Raw genomic sequence first — 20,934 nt, 5'->3', positions numbered from 1 at the left:
TTACTATTACATCTTGAAAAAATACCATTACTTATACATAAAAGTTCATTTTTATAAAATCAACGCTAACAATTGATTGATAATATTTTTAAATATTATTATATTTAATTTATCATATCGAAGTAAGAAAAAAGACTATAGTAATAATATAAGTTAAACAATATCATAATACATTGAATACTGCATTACTCACTAAACAAAACTAAAAGGAATTTTATAAAATAAATCTGTCTGAGGAATTTTCAAACTGATATGTTCCTGAGAGTGAATTTATAGTAATCCTGTTTTTAGTGATCAAATTAACAATAAAAATCTACATGACGATTTTAAATTTTTCAAATAGCATAAATAGAATCAATTCTGCTAGAAAAATACTACAATGTGATTAGATAAGGACATATTAAAAATCTTCAAAATACCATTAAAACTGTTTTAATTATGTATGCACTAGTTCTTACATCAAATATATTTAATCAACATACTATGATATCAATAAAATTTTTCTTATATTTAATATAATATATCATAATTTCTATTTATCAAACGTCACATTAAGGCTCGAAGAAGATTGTTCATAACTTTCCTCTTGAACAAAAAGAGTTTCAGGTATGAAATATGTGTTAGCAGATAATTATGATAAGTATAACATATATACATATAATTTTATCACATACTAAATGAAAGCATTTATATAACAAAATTGCAATACATTCTATAATATTAAATGTAATTATTAAATTTTGTTGCAAACCATGTGTTCAGTTAATTAAAAAGATAATGTACTCACATTTAAAAAAACTAAAGATATTTTTTGATACTCTTCTTTAATTTGTAATCTAGTATTTATTATTTTTTATTTTTCAATATATAATACTACATAAACTGTAATTCTTATTTTTTTCTATTATATATGATTTATTTAACACTAGTCTATTTAGTTATTCTAAAAATATGAGAGTGTCTGTTAGTTAATAGTACTTTCGTCACTCTACAAGTTAATATTATATTTAACGTCTATCACGCAAACAGAATAGTCAATACATATATGTTGTAAAATACATTAAAACCCTAAATACTAAACTAATAAATAAACGAGTAAACAATACTAAGTTATATTAAATGTTCTAGATATAAAACGAAAGAACTCCAATTACATCATAGAATATCAATAACAATTTAAATAATGAAAGATTACTAGTTATTGGATTAGGTTCATCAACGGCTACTTAAAAAGTAATGCGCTAATACTGTAAAAACAACTATTCATTAATATATGTATTCATTAGTGATTAAAATTAAATTAATTTATATTGGTTATAATGAACTGGATATTGACAAAGAATGTAGCTTAAACTGATTGTTTTTAGTGTACTCTCAGCTGAGAAAATAAATGATTTTCAATCCGTCAAAGAGCCTTCGCAAGTATGAAGCTTAATAATTTAGTAATGAACTATTGTGAGAATAATATCAACGCTTATGATTACTCTGCTAGCTTTTTAGAAATTACCAAAAACAAAAGTAAATAATGCATTGAACGATCTTTTACTCTAGAATATAATTCTAGATTAAATTAAGTCATCTTTGACTGGATAATAAAATTATGTTGAGTGTTATTAGATTTAGCGCTACTATTTTACATACTGTTTAATATCCATCTTAACTCATATTAATCAATCACTACTTAAAATAATACAAATCCATTTACTTAATACCTTGCAACAAATAAACGACTATTTTAAAAGTAATTAAATATATTATAGATAAGTTTAAAATAAATGATAAAAGATCATAAGCTATTGTTATTGAATAAAACTCCTAATGTGAATATAATATAAATCTCTGAAAAATTTTTTAAAAATACCAACATAATTATAAAATACTTATAAAATTACATCGGGTCTTGGTGCTAGTTATTAAAAAATTATATAGTTCTTATCGTGTGTTCATAAAATCGCATAAAATTATTTTACACATTGATAAAGTTGTAGTGTTTATACTTAAAATAATAAAACTTTGTAGCACTTAAAACTAATAATGTCTCACAACAAAGCACCTTTATAGTATTAAAGTGGTGAATATAAATAATGCTCAAAAAATTTTGATATAATCTATATTATTTGTGTGCTCTATAATTATCAAGCTTGTAGAGCTTATAAATATTTTTAATAATACTCATTAATTTATAATAGTAAAATTTTTTAAAATAAAAATAAATTTTTATTTAACGATATAATCCTACATATATTTTTCACTCAAATCCTATGTATATAAAATTTTCAAAATATAAACTTTGACATGGGAACTGATATAAACGTAATATACATACTATAAATTTATACTTAAATTTTTCCTGATTAGATCACTACTTATATAACTACTATTCTTTGAATATAATTATCTTTGTATTATTGATAATTAATTAAAACCATATATTAGCATACTATTAGCATTAAACTGACTAAACTATTATCAGTATCATTTATTTAAATTTTGTTATAAAGATTCTATAATCAAACTAAAATATTATTATGTTATAATTTAGTTTTATAAGAAAAAAAATCAATGACTAGTATTTAATTCAGGAAGACTCTTAACTATGTCGTCAACTGCTTTAATTTGTCTTAAGAAAGACTCTAATTTATCAAGAGGTAATGCTGATGAACCATCACAATATGCATTATCAGGATCTGGATGAGCTTCAAGGAATAATCCAGCCAAACCTACGGCCATTCCTGCTCTTGCTAATTCAGTCACTTGATTACGACGACCATTAGAAATGGCACTAAACGGATCACGACATTGCAATGAATGCGTGACGTCAAAAATTACTGGGCAACCTTTTGATGCTTTCATCATGATACTAAAACCTAGCATATCAACGACTAAATTATCATATCCAAAATTAACACCACGCTCACATAAAATTATTTTATTATTTCCGCTATCTATAAATTTATCAACAATATTAATTATTTGCGTTGGACAAATAAATTGTGGTTTTTTGATGTTAATAATAGCATCTGTTTTAGCCATCGCTAAAATAAGATCAGTCTGACGAGCTAAAAATGCTGGTAATTGAATAATATCGACTACTTCAGATACAGGTTTTGCTTGAGATGGTTCATGAACATCAGTAATAATTTTAACGCCAAAAATTTTTTTCAATTTTTGAAAAATTTTCATTCCTTCATTAAGGCCTGGACCGCGATATGAATGAATGGATGAACGATTAGCCTTATCAAAAGAAGCTTTAAACACATAAGGAATACACAACTTTTGTGTAATATTAATATAATGCTCGCACACTCTTATTGCCATATCGAGGGATTCAAGAACATTTATTCCACCAAAAAGCACAAAAGGTAAATTATTTGCAATTTTTATATCACCAATGCTAACTATTTTTTGTTGCATACTATTACCTTTTATATCAAGAGAGATTGCTTTCTCTAGAGAAATGTATATAATACTAAAGAGTTATATAGCTAATATAATATAACTGAATCTAAAATCTTTTTTAGAAATAAGATTTTCCAGATTATGTTGAATTAAAATAACTTCAATAACTGAATATCATTGCATTATAAATTAATAGAATTTATTCATAATAACGGATTGTGTAAGGATTTTTTCAATCCACTACTTTTCAGCTAAAAAAAAGACAACTTATTATAAGAAATATCTCACCTCCTCAAGAGATAAATAAAAAAATTGTAAAAATTATGTTTAATTAATAATAAAAATGAGTTGAGAAATAACATATTTAATATTGATTTTTAATTTTTTTAAAATATAGATAAAAGTAACATTCAGTAAACTAGTGTATTATATTTTTTATATATTAATATCTTATCGTACTAAAGAATATTAGATAATGTACAGAAACTAATTTTTCTGAATGATAATTGATCACAAAAAATCTTCACTGCTTAACTAAATGTTATTATTTTATAAAAATATCACTCTGATATTAGTTAATTACATCAAGCAATTTAATTAAACGAACACTTGAATATTCACTTGCATATAAATTTAATTTTTATCAAAAGATTCATCTACTTAATAAAGAGAAGAAATTATTATAATATCTTCGATATAAAGTATATTGATAGTTTATATTGCTATTTTATTTCAATGAATCAATACCATTGACCAAGTATAATTCTGTCTTGACCACTGTAATCTTGACAACTTTCAATATTTTTATATCCATAATGTTTAAATAATTTATGAATTTTAACGCTTTGCTGCCATCCATGCTCGACAAGTAACCAACCTTTAGATTTTAAGTATGATCTTGATTTATCTATAATATGTGATAGATGAGAGATGCCTTGTTTATCCGCCACTAATGCAGTCAAAGGTTCAAATCTTACATCACCTTGCTGTAAATGACAATCTTTTTTATCAATATAAGGAGGATTGCTTACAATTATATCAAAATATTGACCTGACAGTGATGTGAACCAATCACTTTGTAAAAAATGTACATTATTGATTGCAAGACGTTGCTGATTCTTCAGTGCTAAAGATACTGCATCAAAATTAAAATCAAGACCAACAACTTTACTTTTTTGACATTCAGAAGCAATAGCTAATGCAATTACCCCTGTTCCTGTACCAAGATCCAAAACACGACTAGTGTATTTTGGTAAACGAGCGAGTGCTTGTTCAACAAGACACTCAGTATCAGGACGTGGGATTAAGGTAGCAGATGACACGTAGAAAGGCAAGGACCAAAACTCACGCTCACCAATTAAATAAGCAATGGGTTCTCCTAATTCACGACGCTGTAACAATAATGCAAGTTTAACTTCTTCCTTTATATTAATCTCAGTTTCTGGGAATGCAAAAATAAAAGTACGACTTTTCCTAGTCACATGCTGAAGCAAAATTTCAGCATCACGTTTTGAGCTATCACTAGCTAGCAATTTTTCTACTGCGAAGTTGATCCATTCACTGTATTTCATTAGTTTTTTTCTCAGAGAATACAGACAATTGATCAGCTTGATATTCCTGAATAATCGGCTGAATTAAAGTGTTTAATTTTCCCTCCATAATTTCATTCAAACAATAAAGCGTTAAGTTAATACGATGATCCGTTACTCGTCCTTGAGGAAAATTATAAGTACGGATACGATCAGAGCGGTCTCCTGTACCCAAAAGATTTCGACGTTCAGATGCTTCTACTAATTGTCGTTTATTTATTTCTGCTTGACGAATACGGGAACCTAATACAGACATTGCTTTTGATTTATTCTTATGTTGCGAGCGCTCATCCTGACATGCAACAACAATCCCCGTTGGAATATGGGTAATACGAATTGCTGAATCTGTAGTATTAACGTGTTGCCCCCCAGCACCAGATGAACGGAATGTATCAATGCGTATATCTACAGAACTAATTTCAGGTAAATCAGATTTTGGCAGTTCAGGAAGTACAGCGATAGTACATGTTGAAGTATGAATACGCCCTTGCGATTCAGTTTCAGGGATACGCTGAACTCGATGCCCACCAGACTCAAACTTTAATCGTTGATATACACGATCACCAGAAACTTTTGCAATAATTTCCTTAAAACCACCGCGTTCACCATCACTAGTATTCATCAGCTCTATATTCCAGTGATTAGCTTCTGCAAAGCGACTGTACATACGGAATAAGTCACCCACAAAAATAGAAGCTTCATCACCACCTGAACCAGCTCGAATTTCTAGAAAACAATTATATTCATCATCAGAGTTTTTAGGCAGTAACAGCAGTTTTAATTTCTGTTCAAAGTCTTGATTCCGTACTTTTGCATTTTTTAGCTCTTCTTGAGCCATTTCTTTCATTTCAGGGTCATCTAGCATCATTTCTGCTGTTTCGATATCTTTCTGAACACTACACCATGCACTAAAACATTGTGACACATTTGCTAATTGAGAATATTCTTTTGATAAAGCAAGAAAACGCCCCTGATCAGAAATTACACTTGCATCAGCTAGGTGTGCTTGAAGTTCTTTATAGCGTTCTTGTAATGCTTCTAGCTTTACAACAATAGAAGGCTTCATTAGTTATATCAGACCTATAATTAAATGTTGGTTAATGACAATTAACTCCAATCTGTATCTAAGCAACTATAAACATTCTAAATCACTATACCACAATCATTTGATTGGTAATGTTACCAGTGAATAACTTAAAAAGTTAGTCAATATTTAAATCAATAATGTAATAATTTATTCAGAATCAGTACTCTGTCCCATTTCTGTTAATGCTAATTTAGTCCCATTTCTGTTAATGCTAATTTAGTCATTCTCTCATAGATTTTTATTCTTTTTCTATAAGTGTAAATTATAAAAACTACAGATTAGGAACGCAACTCATCCTATAATATCTATTCTCTTATTCAACAATAAATTTAGCTTTCATAGTTTAGGCTTTAGATGGAAAGAGTTTTGTTAAATAATGTATACAAGATCATTTGACAGTATAAATAATAAATATTTTTAATTTTTAATATTTTGTTTTATCTTTCAAGATAAACGATATCATTTTAATAAAGTTGGTTTGTTTCACTATGTTTTCATCATATATTTAACTATGGATTTATTAATAATCATAATAAAATTGTTGTCATGCTCATAATATCATATTAAGATATTTTTTTAACAATATTCAATTATTTAATCACTTCAGTATTTACTCTATATTTTAAATATTCTTGCCACTTCTACATTCAGTTTTCTATTATTTTATGTACCGTTCAAGTCACTAATTTTTGAGAAATTCGATTATTTTCCTTCTTTTATTAAAAAAATATTTCACTATTTAAGTAATTCAAACACTTTCTTTTTCGGTTTACAAATATAAAACACAACTGATATAATACGTTATAAATATTTATTTTAAGATACAAAGATTTTTCCATGATAAATGATTTTTAAAATAAACATTTTAATTTACTTAATAGAAAATAATTATTGAAAAAGCACAAATATAATTTTAACTTATCTGAATATTTGTGATTCGCCAATACTAAAGAATCTTCTTTTCTTTCAATACATATTAAAGAACTTACTAATTAACCACCGTGTGTTAATTATACACTTATTTAATTTTGCATCAAAGATATTATAAAACCACATCACTATTAAATGCATTACTCTTACACTTTTGCTTCTCATTAAGACTCAAATACCATGTTATTTTTTTATATGTAGACTATGCAACACCACTGTAAACTTGAGATTTCTTTAATAAATCTTGACGTGAATGCTTGATTTTCAGAACTGAAATTTCCTATTCACAAATATGATACTAGCTATTTTATGATTAGTGATGCGGGCTAATAAGATTTTTATGTTTAATTATATTTATAAATTAAAAATTATTTCTTTTATAGAAATATACTGTTATTATCTATTTACTAACTATTATAAATAATTAAATTATAACTTTCTGTTCTTTAAAAACGAAAAATTCAAAAAAATAATGCCTATAAATATTTGATTTTACATCTACATAAATAAGATAATGTTAATAACATACTTAATTTTATTTACACTATTTATAAAAATATATTATTCTGATTCAGACTAAGACATGCGCAGCTATTATAAATAATAAGTATAAGATATAGCTATATAGCTTGTTAATAAATAATTATTAAAGAATACAAACTATATTAATTAAATTACTGAAATCTGATTTATAATTTCTACTTCAGTCTACTAATAATTTTAAATCACAGTATTAAAGACGAATATTAACGTACTTTTCTATAACAAAGTAACACATTGTACTTCAATAAGTATTAATAATAAAATATTATTTAAATTTTTTAAACTGAATTATTTATATACATTCTATTACAATTTGATAATTCTACAATAATAATATTAGCTAAGAATGCTTTTAAAAATGTCACTGTATTTTTTCATAAATCTGCAAAATAAACATTCATAACAAATTAATATGTATCTAGAAGCGTTAGATAAAATTATATATCTTGAAAATGTATTAGTAATGAGAAATATTCTCCTAGAACTTTTCTTAGCAAAAATTCAATATAATGACTATTGCACAATTCAGTAATTTTTAATTTAAACATTATAAAAATACTAATATAAATCGTAAATATAACTATAATACAGGTAGAAGTTTATATAAATTAAGCAATCGATATCAGTAGACACTTAAAATATCCTCATCAAGTTATAGTAATGACAGAAGAAAACTTTACAAATATAAAATACACCTTAATAACTTTTAACCTACACAACATTGCTTACATTTTTGAAATATATTAAGAGATCTAGATTATACAAATTAACAATATAAGTGGTATCTATCATATATGCGTTTCAATTATTACAATAACAAAAATGAAAAATGCTCTATACGTATGATTTAATCTCCCAGAATTCAGTGTTTGAACATATAATGATATTGACTGAAAAATATTTTTACATGCAGAACACGCTATAAGGTTTTTTAAAAACTTGCTTTTAGCTTGTTCATCTAGTATTTACTTCATTTTTTGCAAAAAAAATACTGAATAAACTCTAAGAACTCATTATTATATTATATAATAGATTATATTTGAGAATAATTATGCAGATTTCTACTATTTTTTCTTCATATTACTCTTTAATCACACGTACTTTTTGGTTTCTATTTCTTGTATCTTGCCTGTTATTGACTAATTGTGTAAAAAATGAATACAAAAAATCTAGTACAGAATTAATCTCTGATCCACAATGGGAAACGCATCAAGCAAAACTAAATACACTTCATGAATATCAGATTCGTGGTTCTTGCATGTATCAAGAAGATCAAAAAAAAATTTATGCAAACTTCTTTTGGCATCAATATTCGCTAAAAAAATACCGTTTATTAATAATTAATCCATTAGGTATTAAAGAGTTAGAAATTATTGTGAGACCTAATATATCATGTCTAAAAACTAAAACTGGACAGAAACATATAAGTCATCTTTCTTCTGATCTAATGCATCAATTCACTGGAATGATAATTCCTCTAGATGATTTAACAGCATGGCTCATTGGTTCTCCTGGGCGCGCAAGAGAATTCGAACTTGATAAAAATCATTTACTAAAATCTGTTACTTTTGAAAATAACAGTGGAAAATGGCAACTTAGTTATTTATCTTATAATAAGAATACTATACCAATATTACCGAAAAGCTTAGAGCTATATCAAGGAATTCGATTAATTAAGATAAAAATAGATAATTGGACTTTAAAAAGATGACGTTAACTTGGCCCTCACCTGCAAAATTAAATTTATTTCTCTATATTATTAGCCGTAGATCAGATGATTATCATGAATTGCAAACATTATTTCAATTTCTTAATTATAGTGATAAAATAATGATAACAACCCGAAATGATAGCCAAATTAATTTGTTAACATCTATGCAAGATATTGATCCCAAAAAAAATTTAATCATCAAAGCTGCGAGATTGTTACAAAAGTATTGTTATGATAATAAACTAGGCTATCAAGCAAACCTGGGTGCTGATATTCGGATTCGTAAAATATTACCAATAGGAGCTGGTATCGGTGGAGGTTCATCCAATGCAGCTACAATTTTTATTGCTTTAAACACACATTGGGAGTCTTCAATTTCTGATGATATTCTAGCCGAACTAGGTATCAGTCTAGGGGCTGATATTCCTATATTTATTCAAGGAAAGGCAGCCTTTTCTGAAGGTATTGGGGAAATTTTAACTCCTGTCTTTCCTCAAGAAAAATGGTATTTAGTTACACACCCTAAAATTAAAATTTTAACATCAAAAATCTTTCAAGATCCAGAATTAAATCGAAATTCCGAAAAACGCTCATTAGTCTCATTACTGCAGACCCCGTATTTTAATGACTGCGAACCAATAGCCAGAAAGCGTTTTTATAAGATTGAACAACTGGCTTCTTGGTTGCTACAATATGCTCCTTCTCGTTTAACAGGAACAGGAGCTTGTTTTTTTTCTGAATTTAAAACACAAGCTGATGCTCTGAAGATATTAAATAAGACCCCATCGTGGGTGCATGGTTTCGTCGCACAAGGAATAAATGAATCACCTTTGCACAAATTCCGCGCTGGGATAACTGATATATCACACTAATAAGTATACCTTTAGTTATATATACTATAATTGGTCAAAAATATATCTCTAGACGTAAGCCTGAGGTTTTTCTCATGCCCGATATGAAGATTTTTTCTGGTAATGCTATACCGGAACTAGCAAAACGTGTTGCTAATCGTCTTTACACTAGTCTTGGAGACGCTGTTGTGAGTCGTTTTAGTGACGGCGAAGTTAGTGTGCAAATTAATGAAAATGTTCGAGGCGGAGATATCTTTATTATCCAATCAACTTGCGCACCAACTAATGACAACCTTATGGAATTAGTTGTTATAGTGGATGCATTGCGCCGTGCATCCGCTGGTCGTATTACCGCAGTTGTTCCTTATTTCGGTTACGCAAGGCAGGATCGTCGCGTACGTTCTGCTCGCGTCCCAATCACCGCAAAAGTTGTCGCCGATTTTCTGTCTAGTGTTGGTGTTGATCATGTTCTGACCGTTGATCTCCATGCAGAACAAATCCAGGGGTTCTTTGATGTATCTGTTGATAATGTTTTTGGTAGTCCTATCCTTTTAGAAGATATGTTACAAAAAAAATTAGACAATCCAATTGTTGTCTCTCCAGATATCGGAGGTGTGGTACGTGCTAGAGCAATCGCTAAGCTCTTAAATGATACTGATATGGCTATAATTGACAAACGTCGCCCACGAGCAAATGTTTCTCAAGTGATGCATATTATTGGTGATGTCTCTAATCGTGACTGTATCTTAGTTGATGATATGATCGATACTGGAGGGACGTTGTGTAAAGCAGCTGAAGCTCTAAAAGAACGTGGTGCAAAACGTGTATTTGCATATGCAACTCACCCAATTTTTTCAGGCAATGCCGTAAAAAATATTACAAATTCAGTTATTGATGAAATCATTGTGTGTGATACAATTCCACTTTCATCTGAAATTAAAGCATTAAATAAAGTTCATACATTAACACTATCCGGTATGTTAGCTGAAGCTATTCGACGCATTAGTAATGAAGAGTCGATTTCAGCGATGTTCGAGCATTAAGGATGTCTTAACAAAATATCTCAACATTATCTTTTCATATAAACAAAGCTTCTATAGTTGAAAGCTCACTATAAAAGCTTTGTTTATATTTATTTTAATAAATATTCATTTTTAAATTTCTAGTGACATTCATTTAAAATAACAAACAATACAAATCACTTGAAAATGACTAATATTCTCAAATGTTCAAGAAGCTACAGGGTTTAAAAAATATTTTTGCTTTCCAATAGAAAAATAAATACTAAATGCATAAACTAAAGACGCTCATTTAAATAAGTATCATGTTTACTACATTTGGAGATGTTATCTTTGATACGTCAAATAATAAAACTCTCTAAAATGACATTAAAAACATAGATTATATAAATTTCTCATCTTAATAAGTACATTAAAATGTCTAAAATATATCAAAGTGTATTTTATTCCTGATATAAATCATGTATGTATATAATTTTATAGAGTAAATATTTTATATCTTTCTATCGCTATATTTTATTTTATGTTATAATACTTTTATTCATATTATAATTTTTAAGCTGGATCTGTATTTTATGTATTGATAATCACGAAAATTGTGTTAACATTTCGATAAGTTCTGATAAAATTTTTTCTAACCACATTGTTTTCTACCTCATCAAGTAAGCTTAGGTATATTGTTGACGATGTTTTAAAATTTTCAAGATAGTATATCAGTACCGTTTCTAAGGTACTGTATAACATACTTTACTAATCCCTGCTGTTAAGCATTTATACTCGTATAAAATAAATTTATACACATTTATTCCTCAGTAGTTTGTCTTTAGATCTTGAGTAATAAAAGTTGCATTGATTGAAATTATCTGTTGAATATTACTATATAGTTCTTTTCTATTTAGCAAATAATATATAAAATGATCATATTTAAACAATTTTGACAAGTTCCCTTAAATAAAAAAATAAAAGCAATTTTATATTATAGTCACATCATTTTTAAAATTAGTAGCTTTTACTAAAAATTAATACTGAATCTTAATTTAAAGCAATATTAATTTTATTTAACATCATTATACTTTTAGTTGTTGATAAAACTTAACTATTTTAGTATACATTTAATTAAGACATAAATAATTTTTCTAACATTATAGATAAAAATGACACTTCATACATTACTTAAATTTATTTTGAGTATTTTATATACAACTATTTGAAATAATTAATATTATTTGTAAAACAATGATTATCTTTTTAGTTGAAATGAAAATATTATAATATTAACTTATGATAGTCAATATTTTTTCGCACACTCATTTTTATCAAAAAATACAATTATTGCACTAATAATAATCCTAAATATATACTGACCTTAATAGAATTCAATAAAGAATCACATAAGCACATAAAATAATCAAATGCAATACTAAATTTTTAATTATAAAACTAAGTCATACTCATTAAATATTGAGTATAAAATAAGCTATTTTATTTTTTATATTTACTTTAATATTACCCAGATTAACATGTTGGCACATTTAAAAACTTTAGAAAATTATTTTTTATTTTTATTGATAGTATAAAAATATTATTTATAATAAGAATTATTTTAATAAACTTTATTTATGATTTGTATATAAGTATTAATTTTTTAAAAATATTCATCTTAACCATTTACATCAATATAAGTAATGTTGTTTATTTTTATTTTACACACTCTACTCTTATACAGTACACTTAAAAACAGTTTTTTATTAATTGTGAAATATATTCCATGAGTAAAATTAAGTTAATTGTTGGGCTTGCAAATCTAGGTGTGGAATATGATAAAACGCGTCATAACGCAGGTGCATGGTATGTGACACTTCTCACTAATCGCTATCATAAAAAACTTAAAAAAGAAGTAAAATTTTTTGGTTACACTTCTTGTATTCATATCAATAGTAATGATGTTCATCTTCTTATACCAAATACTTTTATGAATTTAAGTGGTAAGTCAATTTTAACAGTTGCTAATTTTTATCATATTAACCCTCATGAGATTTTAATAGCACATGATGAATTAAATTTTCCTCCTGGTGTAGCTAAAATAAAACTAGGCGGAAGTAATAATGGTCATAATGGTCTTAAAGATATTGAAAACAAATTTAATAATACAAATTTTTATCGCTTACGAATTGGTATAGGTCATCCTGGTGATAAAAATAAAGTTGTTGACTTTGTTCTTAGCAACCCAACTATTTTTGAGCAGAAATTGATTAATCAAGCTATCGATGAATCCGTAAGATGTACCGATATTTTTCTGACTGATAGCATGGATAAAGCAATCAGTCGTCTTCATAGCTTTAAAGTATCTGCTTAAAATAAAAAAAACCCTAAAACCTATTGGATATATTTCTAAAAGAGTCAGACAATAATACTAGATGAAGCAATATAAAAACAAGTATCAAATATTTCTTAAAATTTTTATATTTGACAGTCTTTAGCTTTAAATGATAAATTTATTAAATAAAATTAATCTTTTAAAATATTAATAAGTATCTAGAAAATGTTTTATTATCGCGACTCACATTAATAAATGAAATTATTTATTAATTTTTCATTTCGTAATTCTTTTTTTAAGTTCTAACGTTACTGATACAGAAATTTATTAATGATACTTTTGATTTTCTCGAATTCATTTAAAATATAGATATTTAATAATTCTGATTAATATCATATAGTCAATCTCATCATTAAATCTATTTTTACAATATCAATAATATTTATACTATAAAATCAGTATCTATAAAAAATAATTAAAACAATTTATATCTATTAAAAAGTACGTAATTTTATACAACTAGATTTTAGTTATATAGTTATAATGAAAGAATTATTTAAGTATAAATAAACTAACACGCTACTAAAATAGCGAAAAGTATAATTCATTAATACTGAGTATTACTTTTAATTTAAATATTTTTTGTTATTACATCAACTGGCATCATCATGTTCATGATCAACACAGATACATAATAGATTTTATTAATTATATTATTGTAATATCAGTAAAATAACAGCTTAAAATAGATTTTTACAATTACACAAAAAAATCATAACATCACATAATGTTCAATTTTATTTAAAAATCTTAATCATGAGTTAATGTAATAGTTTTCTCGCTATCTAAACCATGGTAAAAATCATCGTTAAATGTTCTGAGTCAGAAATAAATTATTAAAAATTTCTGAATGGTTACAATAAAATTTTCAATGACAGTATGACAGGTATATAATTGAAAGTGTATTTTGAATGTAGATCACTATTAATATTCTAATTATTAAACTTATTCATATAGATTATAAAACTTTAAAGAATAAAGCATTATATTTATATCTTAATAATTAATTTAATACTTAATGAATAGAGAAATATACTTGTCATCAATATGAGTATTTTAAGATTACAGTAAAATCTTCACTCCACTACATAGTGCTAAATATAATCTCAATTATCCTAGACTACTAAAAGCACATTCATTTAATCGCCACATCGAGGCACATTTAAACTTCATCACATACATTAAGTAACTCTGAATGCGTACAAACTATAATACAACAGGTAGTATTTTAAAAAGAAGACAACAATATTTTACTAGAACAGTTCTTCTTTTCCTAAATGAAATCTCTGGAATTCTTCAATACACTACGTACACGATATTAAGTAAGTTATATATTAATGTATCATCACGATAAGTATAAAAGTCATCATATCATAATTTACAACGATAACTAGCCAAGCTTAAATAAAATTTTACTCATTAATTGCTGAGTATAATTATAATCATTGTTTGTAATAACTAGATTAATTTTCGATACATTTTGACGTTCACTTTATAATTAAGATACTAGAATATATAGAGATTTAAAATTCATTCTAACTTAGAAACTAAACTAAAAAAGTTTGTAATATAAAAGATCTTCATTATATCAAAAATTATACAGCCTTAAAATAAAACAACGGATTTTAAATCCGAAAACTTATGAATTACTATGATCATTACAAACTCAGCCATTATTTTATAAGTTAGATTACGTTTCATGCAAAATTAAAATATTAGTTTCAGATAAACATTATTTAAGTAAATGTCTCAACTATCTTATCAATTAATATTAGAAATAGCGATATATGTTAATTTATAATAATTGAAATATCTATGATCATGTTAATATGCAAAATTATACTGCTTTTGTCACAACATCAAAATTGTTAATATCTAGCATTTATAGACGAATATGCTATGAAAATAATTTCAATCTTTACGAATACTGTAACTATTTGCTTAAAATATTAAGAAATACTCGATACTGATGTAAATAATCTGGCACTCTAGAATATAAAATTTAGTTTAATTATATCAAAACATAGAAGATGATTTGGAAGTTGATAATAACTCAAAGTTATGTTAACATAAATACATTTAGATAATTATTATATTTCTCTACAATATATAGAGTATATCAACAATTTTAAAAATTGATTTAATATAACAACTTTATTATTTAATAACTTACATTATTATTTCATACAAAATTCAGGAAGCTATCTTGTAGGCTTATTAATGTTCTTGAATCTTTTATTACTATTAGTAAAATCACTCATTTCGATATAATGTTCAATAAAAAAACTACAATAATCATAACTTATTTTCTTGAAATTGAAACCAATACATATAATAAGTTATAATATTTTTATTTAGTGTTATCATACTTCTAGTAACTATAATGCTGCTCTTTAAATAATAATTAGGATTAAAAGTAATTGCTTTCATGAAATTTGTTTATATACATAACAAGTCAGTGTCAGTTATAAAGTGCAACTAGTCAATCTTAATAACAATAATTAGTCATTCATTTTTGGAATATTCTAGTTGAATATTTCATTTTATTATTTTTATTAATTTAAAATATTTTCACACTGTGTTTATTTTCTTATTAAATCAAATACAATAAAATCAATTACATATTTTAAATATTACTATGATAGTAATATTTAAAATATACAACTGAGAAATATTTAATTTATTAATCTGTTATCAAAAAGAAATCTTTATAATATTTTCTACAGGATCGTACTGAAACTATTTCTATACTAAACATTATATTAATGATTTCATAACATATAATATAATGAAGGTATTATTAAAATTATAATATTATTTATAAATCTAAAATACGATAAAATGATAGCTTACCTAATTACTACTATATACTTTTAATGATGACGATCATATAGATCTCTATATCTTCTAATATTTAATATTAAATGAATATTTAACAAGTATTTTAGTATTTGAAATACTATTATTTATAATAATAAAATATTTTACATATATAATATTAAATTATTTAATCATAACATGATCAATAAACTTATTATTTATATAATCTATATAATTATAAACAAACATGTAAATCTATGTATTTATCGTTTTTTAAATATATATAAATAAAATTATGACTTATATTATTGCTCTAACAGGTGGCATTGGTAGCGGTAAAACAACAGTGACTAATGAATTTACTAATTTAGGGATACGCGTTATTGATTCCGATGTTATCGCTAGACAACTAGTTACATTTGGCTCCCCCGCACTTAATGCTATTGTAAACCAATTTGGCGTCAATATTATTCATTCTGATGGTTCACTTAATCGAAAACGTCTTAGAAATATAATTTTTTTTGAAAACAATAAAAAAAAATGGTTAAATAATCTACTTCATCCATTAATTCATCAAGAAACACAAAGACAATTACGGGAAAATGATACCAATTATATTTTATGGGTTACACCGTTACTCATTGAAAATCATCTATCCCATTTGGCTAACCGTATTCTTCTTATCGATGTGACACCTAAAGAACAAATTTCACGTACTATGAAAAGAGATAAGATTAGCAAAAAGCATGTAATTCAGATTTTAAAATCGCAAGCACATAGAGAAAAACGTTTATTGTATGCTCATGACATTATACATAATTACAATGGTAGATTCAATATCTCTCATACAGTAGCTAAATTACACAAAAAATATATGTTATTATCTCAACAGAAATACAGAAACCTACTGTAGGTAAATGAAATTCTATACACTTTATCAATTATGAGTATTTTAAATGCACATCAATTTATAACTTCAATGCAAAATACTATTATAAAAAGTTCATAAATTTACTAGATTATCTTTTTATATTCAGAGATTGTTGTTTCTATTCTATTACTGAATTAATTAAAATAGTTCACAGAGATGATTTGCATGTGATTATATTAAAACATGAAAAACACATACACAAGCTTTAACCATATATGACAGTTTATAATATTAACAATTCATTCATTTGTATTTTTAAAAAATAAAGCGGGAAATAGAAAACGTTAATTTAGCAAAATATCTTAATATTCTTGTCAAATATTGTAGCCTTAAATTTCTAAGAGCTAAATTATAGTCTATATGTGTTTAAAAAGAGAATATTCAGCCATCATTAACAAAATGGACTTGATAATTCTCAATATATCTTATAATTATGTTATATTTAATTATAATAAATAAAAATTTAGAATTTAAAAGTAAAATTTCACATCATAGATTGTACTAAAATAAATTTTTTATAATAAACAACTACTAAGATCTGATGCGATACTTTCCTTAAATAATATAAATATATGTTAGATTGATCATTTAAAAAATAAAATTCAAACACTTGATACGGCTCTTTCGCGTACTGTGAATTTTGTTTTGCTAATTTTATGTATACAAGTATGTTTCTGTGCGATTTAGGAGATATAAAGACATTTTTCTCTATATCTATTACTATCAATTAGTATGATCACATAAGACAAACTATCAATGTCTAATACAACGTATCGTTTGATACTAAAGAGTATCAACACTTATATAATAGTTTTACAATCTGCATCTGCGAATTAAGACTTTATGCATTAACACTTTAAAATAGTATATCTGCTCCTAAATACTGCTGATAAAAACTCAGCAACCATATGCATTCTATTAATTATAATTGAGTTAACTATTTTTCTGATAGTTTCTCTTTTAAACTTACAAGATAAATATACAATATTTTTATTAAAAAGTACTGAGAGAATCTTAATCTTGATAAGTAATATTTCGCATATGAAGTAGCGAACAAATACGTATATATTAATTTTCGTGTATGCATTGTTTTACTTCTAAGAAATACGTTTTTACATTATTATAATTTTTTGACTAAAATTACTAATAAATGTATTCTACCATTCTAGTGAAATACACACAATAATCATACTTAATAAAAGACCTAAATAAACTTTAGTCTAATTATTAGACTATCTAGCGGAATAATGACATTTCAATCATTTAAAATTTTACCTATCTAATCTCTATCAATAATAAAAATATTGATAATATATTAACTAACTCTTCTCTTCAGAACAGTGTTAGTATCTAGAGTTTTTTATTTACAAAGTAACTACCTAATAACATAAAGTTTTAGACTTATCTTTACGATTGACAGTGTGTGTCATGCGGTTTATAATAAAACAAAAATTACTAACGCAAAATTATATATAATAGATATCCATTGTTACTAAAATAAATTTCTATTGAAAATTCTTATAACGTATTATCTGCAACATTACGTTTTAAATAAATGTAAAATTTTTAACTGAGTTTATAATGATAAGTGTAAAATAGAAATTAATGATTATAAGCAAGAAGTAATTCAAATATCTAGATTATTATCTTGTCTCTAAGTACAGAAAAAATATAAATAACAAAACAAAACATAACACACAAAAGTTCCAGAAAATTATTTTAATAATTCTGAAATATCCAATATTTGCTCATGAAATATACTGATTAAATCAGGTAAACATCAGTCTAAAACATGCTACATTCTTCCCATTATTTTTCAAGAGAAAAATTTAATGAAAATATTAGACAAGTAAGTAAAAGATATACAAGAAAATCTTATATTTACCGTCTATATTATAGCTATATCAGTAAAACTATTATTTCTTGATTTCCTCAAAATAAAAGATATGCTTTAATGACTCTGACTAAGTAAGAAAAATAAGTTATACAAACATTTTTGTAAACAGATCTATTTGATCTTTTGATATCTAAAATAAAATGGTTTCTAAAAATAACAAGAATATTTCAAGTTATTTTATAAGTATCAATATAAAAAGAGCAAGAATTTTCGAAATATGCGTAATGCATTACTATAATCAGATAAACATAGCGGAACTGTATATTATGCACAGTTTTTTAAAAAAGATATTATTTAATTATATATTTAAATATATCTATTAATATTAATGAATCATTATTTAAGATCAATTACTCATACTGAAATAAGGATATCTTTACTTTAGTAACAAGATTTTATATTCTCAATTATTTAATGATAAACGCTATGGTATCATGATTACATTACATAACAAGAGTAAATAATAATCAAGAAAAATAAAAACATTTAAAAATTTTATTAAAAGTTCAGAACATTAAATAACAACATGAAAATCTTTTTATTTAATTGTCTTTATGAATGTTACACTTAACTAATAGTTTTTAGCTTAATTCATATATTTATAGTTTGTGATTGTTTTAGTTAGTAGACTATTGCAATATCTGTAAAATACACAAAACACTCAGCATTATACATAGCTTATATAATATATGTTTTTAATCACAAACGAGATAATATAAGTAAAATTTATTTATAACTAGAATAGATTATATTTACACAAAACAATGATCTTCTTTTTTAATCAAAATCTATCAAAATCTTTTGATTCCTCTTACAATTATTTCAATATAAGAAGTTCATTAAAGATAAAAACATAGCAGAGCTGTAATAGTATTCAGAATTTTTAATTAATTTCATTAATAAAACATTACACATCTAATACGTTTCTTTATATTTCACTGAGGCGATCAGAAAGTGTCTGTAGTGGTAATAATTTATTTATTGCTGAAAATGTGGACCATGCAAACATCATATATATATTCATATATTTATTAAAAAAATAAAATAAAATTTTTTTTGATAAGTTATTCTCATGAATCATGCACATTTTCCATATAGCGTTGTTTTATATTTAAGCTGTAAAAATTACTAAATCTCTCATTCAACATCAGTAATGTATTGAAGTTTTTAAATGTATGATTTAAAAAGTGAATTATGCTTTTTAGAAATTTTAATAACTTTTAAAAGTACTCTGTAATTGTATTAAAATTTATATATCAATACAAAATAAGATTGAATAATGATGAGTAAAATACACAATCGATCACCTTTTATCTCATTAATTTAACAGCATTTTATTATAAATAATAAAACAATTATTTTATATAATATATTGTAAGAAAATCTAAAAATAACTGTTAGTGATTTTCACAGTAGTACTTTCTAATGCAAGGATATAGGTCATATGATTTCAAATCAACCTCTGATATTGATATTATTGCGAACTAATAACAAAGTTAACAGCAAGCAACATTGATAATAAATTTAATAAATTAATAGTATATTCATCTTTACAATCTAAAATCTGAGGTTTTACTATAGTTTTGTCAAATAGTATTATATTAAAAATTTTAGACAATTTAGTTGATTTATTCTTTTCATTTTAAGTCTATTTCGCATAATTATCGTATGATGCTGATGATCAGAATTTTTATACTGGGAGAGTATACTACTGACGCATTTCTTTTAACTAAGGATGATAAAGATAATTTTATAGATTTAGTACATATTTAAAAATATC

General features: G+C 25.1%; 8 protein-coding genes. 5 read left to right on the top strand and 3 right to left on the bottom strand.

Features of this window, described 5'->3' with window-relative positions:
- Positions 1–2,559 precede the first annotated feature (2,559 nt).
- From kdsA to prfA, 3 genes are all read right to left on the bottom strand, one after another.
- On the bottom strand, positions 2,560–3,414 hold the full coding sequence (gene kdsA, locus GFV14_RS01840; RefSeq protein WP_457914637.1) for a 3-deoxy-8-phosphooctulonate synthase: 855 nt from the start codon (positions 3,412–3,414) through the stop codon (positions 2,560–2,562).
- A 725-nt stretch (positions 3,415–4,139) separates the two neighbouring features.
- Positions 4,140–4,970, bottom strand: a complete 831-nt coding sequence (gene prmC / locus GFV14_RS01835; RefSeq protein WP_457914636.1) for a peptide chain release factor N(5)-glutamine methyltransferase — start codon at positions 4,968–4,970, stop codon at positions 4,140–4,142.
- Positions 4,957–6,054: a peptide chain release factor 1 gene (gene prfA, locus GFV14_RS01830; protein ID WP_457914635.1), complete on the bottom strand. Its 1,098-nt coding sequence runs from the start codon at positions 6,052–6,054 to the stop codon at positions 4,957–4,959. Before prfA ends, prmC begins: the two co-directional genes overlap by 14 nt.
- Before the next feature lie 2,545 nt (positions 6,055–8,599).
- On the opposite strand from prfA, the gene lolB reads away from it, so the two are divergent.
- The 5 genes from lolB to coaE all read left to right on the top strand — a co-directional run bounded on the left by lolB (position 8,600) and on the right by coaE (position 17,239).
- Positions 8,600–9,259 (top strand): lipoprotein insertase outer membrane protein LolB, encoded by a 660-nt coding sequence (lolB, locus tag GFV14_RS01825; RefSeq protein WP_457914634.1) that lies wholly within the window; start codon positions 8,600–8,602, stop codon positions 9,257–9,259.
- The gene (gene ispE / locus GFV14_RS01820; RefSeq protein ID WP_457914673.1) at positions 9,256–10,131 is read left to right on the top strand and encodes a 4-(cytidine 5'-diphospho)-2-C-methyl-D-erythritol kinase; all 876 of its coding nucleotides are present in this window, start codon (positions 9,256–9,258) and stop codon (positions 10,129–10,131) included. The genes lolB and ispE overlap by 4 nt, the downstream gene beginning before the upstream one ends.
- A gap of 74 nt (positions 10,132–10,205) precedes the next feature.
- Positions 10,206–11,153, top strand: a complete 948-nt coding sequence (locus GFV14_RS01815) for a ribose-phosphate pyrophosphokinase (protein WP_457914633.1) — start codon at positions 10,206–10,208, stop codon at positions 11,151–11,153.
- 1,744 nt (positions 11,154–12,897) lie between these two features.
- Complete coding sequence (gene pth / locus GFV14_RS01810; protein ID WP_457914632.1) at positions 12,898–13,485, top strand: aminoacyl-tRNA hydrolase; 588 nt, start codon at positions 12,898–12,900, stop codon at positions 13,483–13,485.
- A gap of 3,136 nt (positions 13,486–16,621) precedes the next feature.
- A complete protein-coding gene (gene coaE, locus GFV14_RS01805) occupies positions 16,622–17,239 on the top strand; it encodes a dephospho-CoA kinase (protein WP_457914631.1) in 618 nt (205 codons plus the stop codon).
- Positions 17,240–20,934 lie beyond the last annotated feature (3,695 nt).

Source organism: Candidatus Hartigia pinicola (assembly GCA_020541205.1).
Classification (GTDB): Bacteria; Pseudomonadota; Gammaproteobacteria; order Enterobacterales; family Enterobacteriaceae; genus Hartigia; species Hartigia pinicola.
This window is presented reverse-complemented; position numbering and strand designations above follow the sequence as displayed.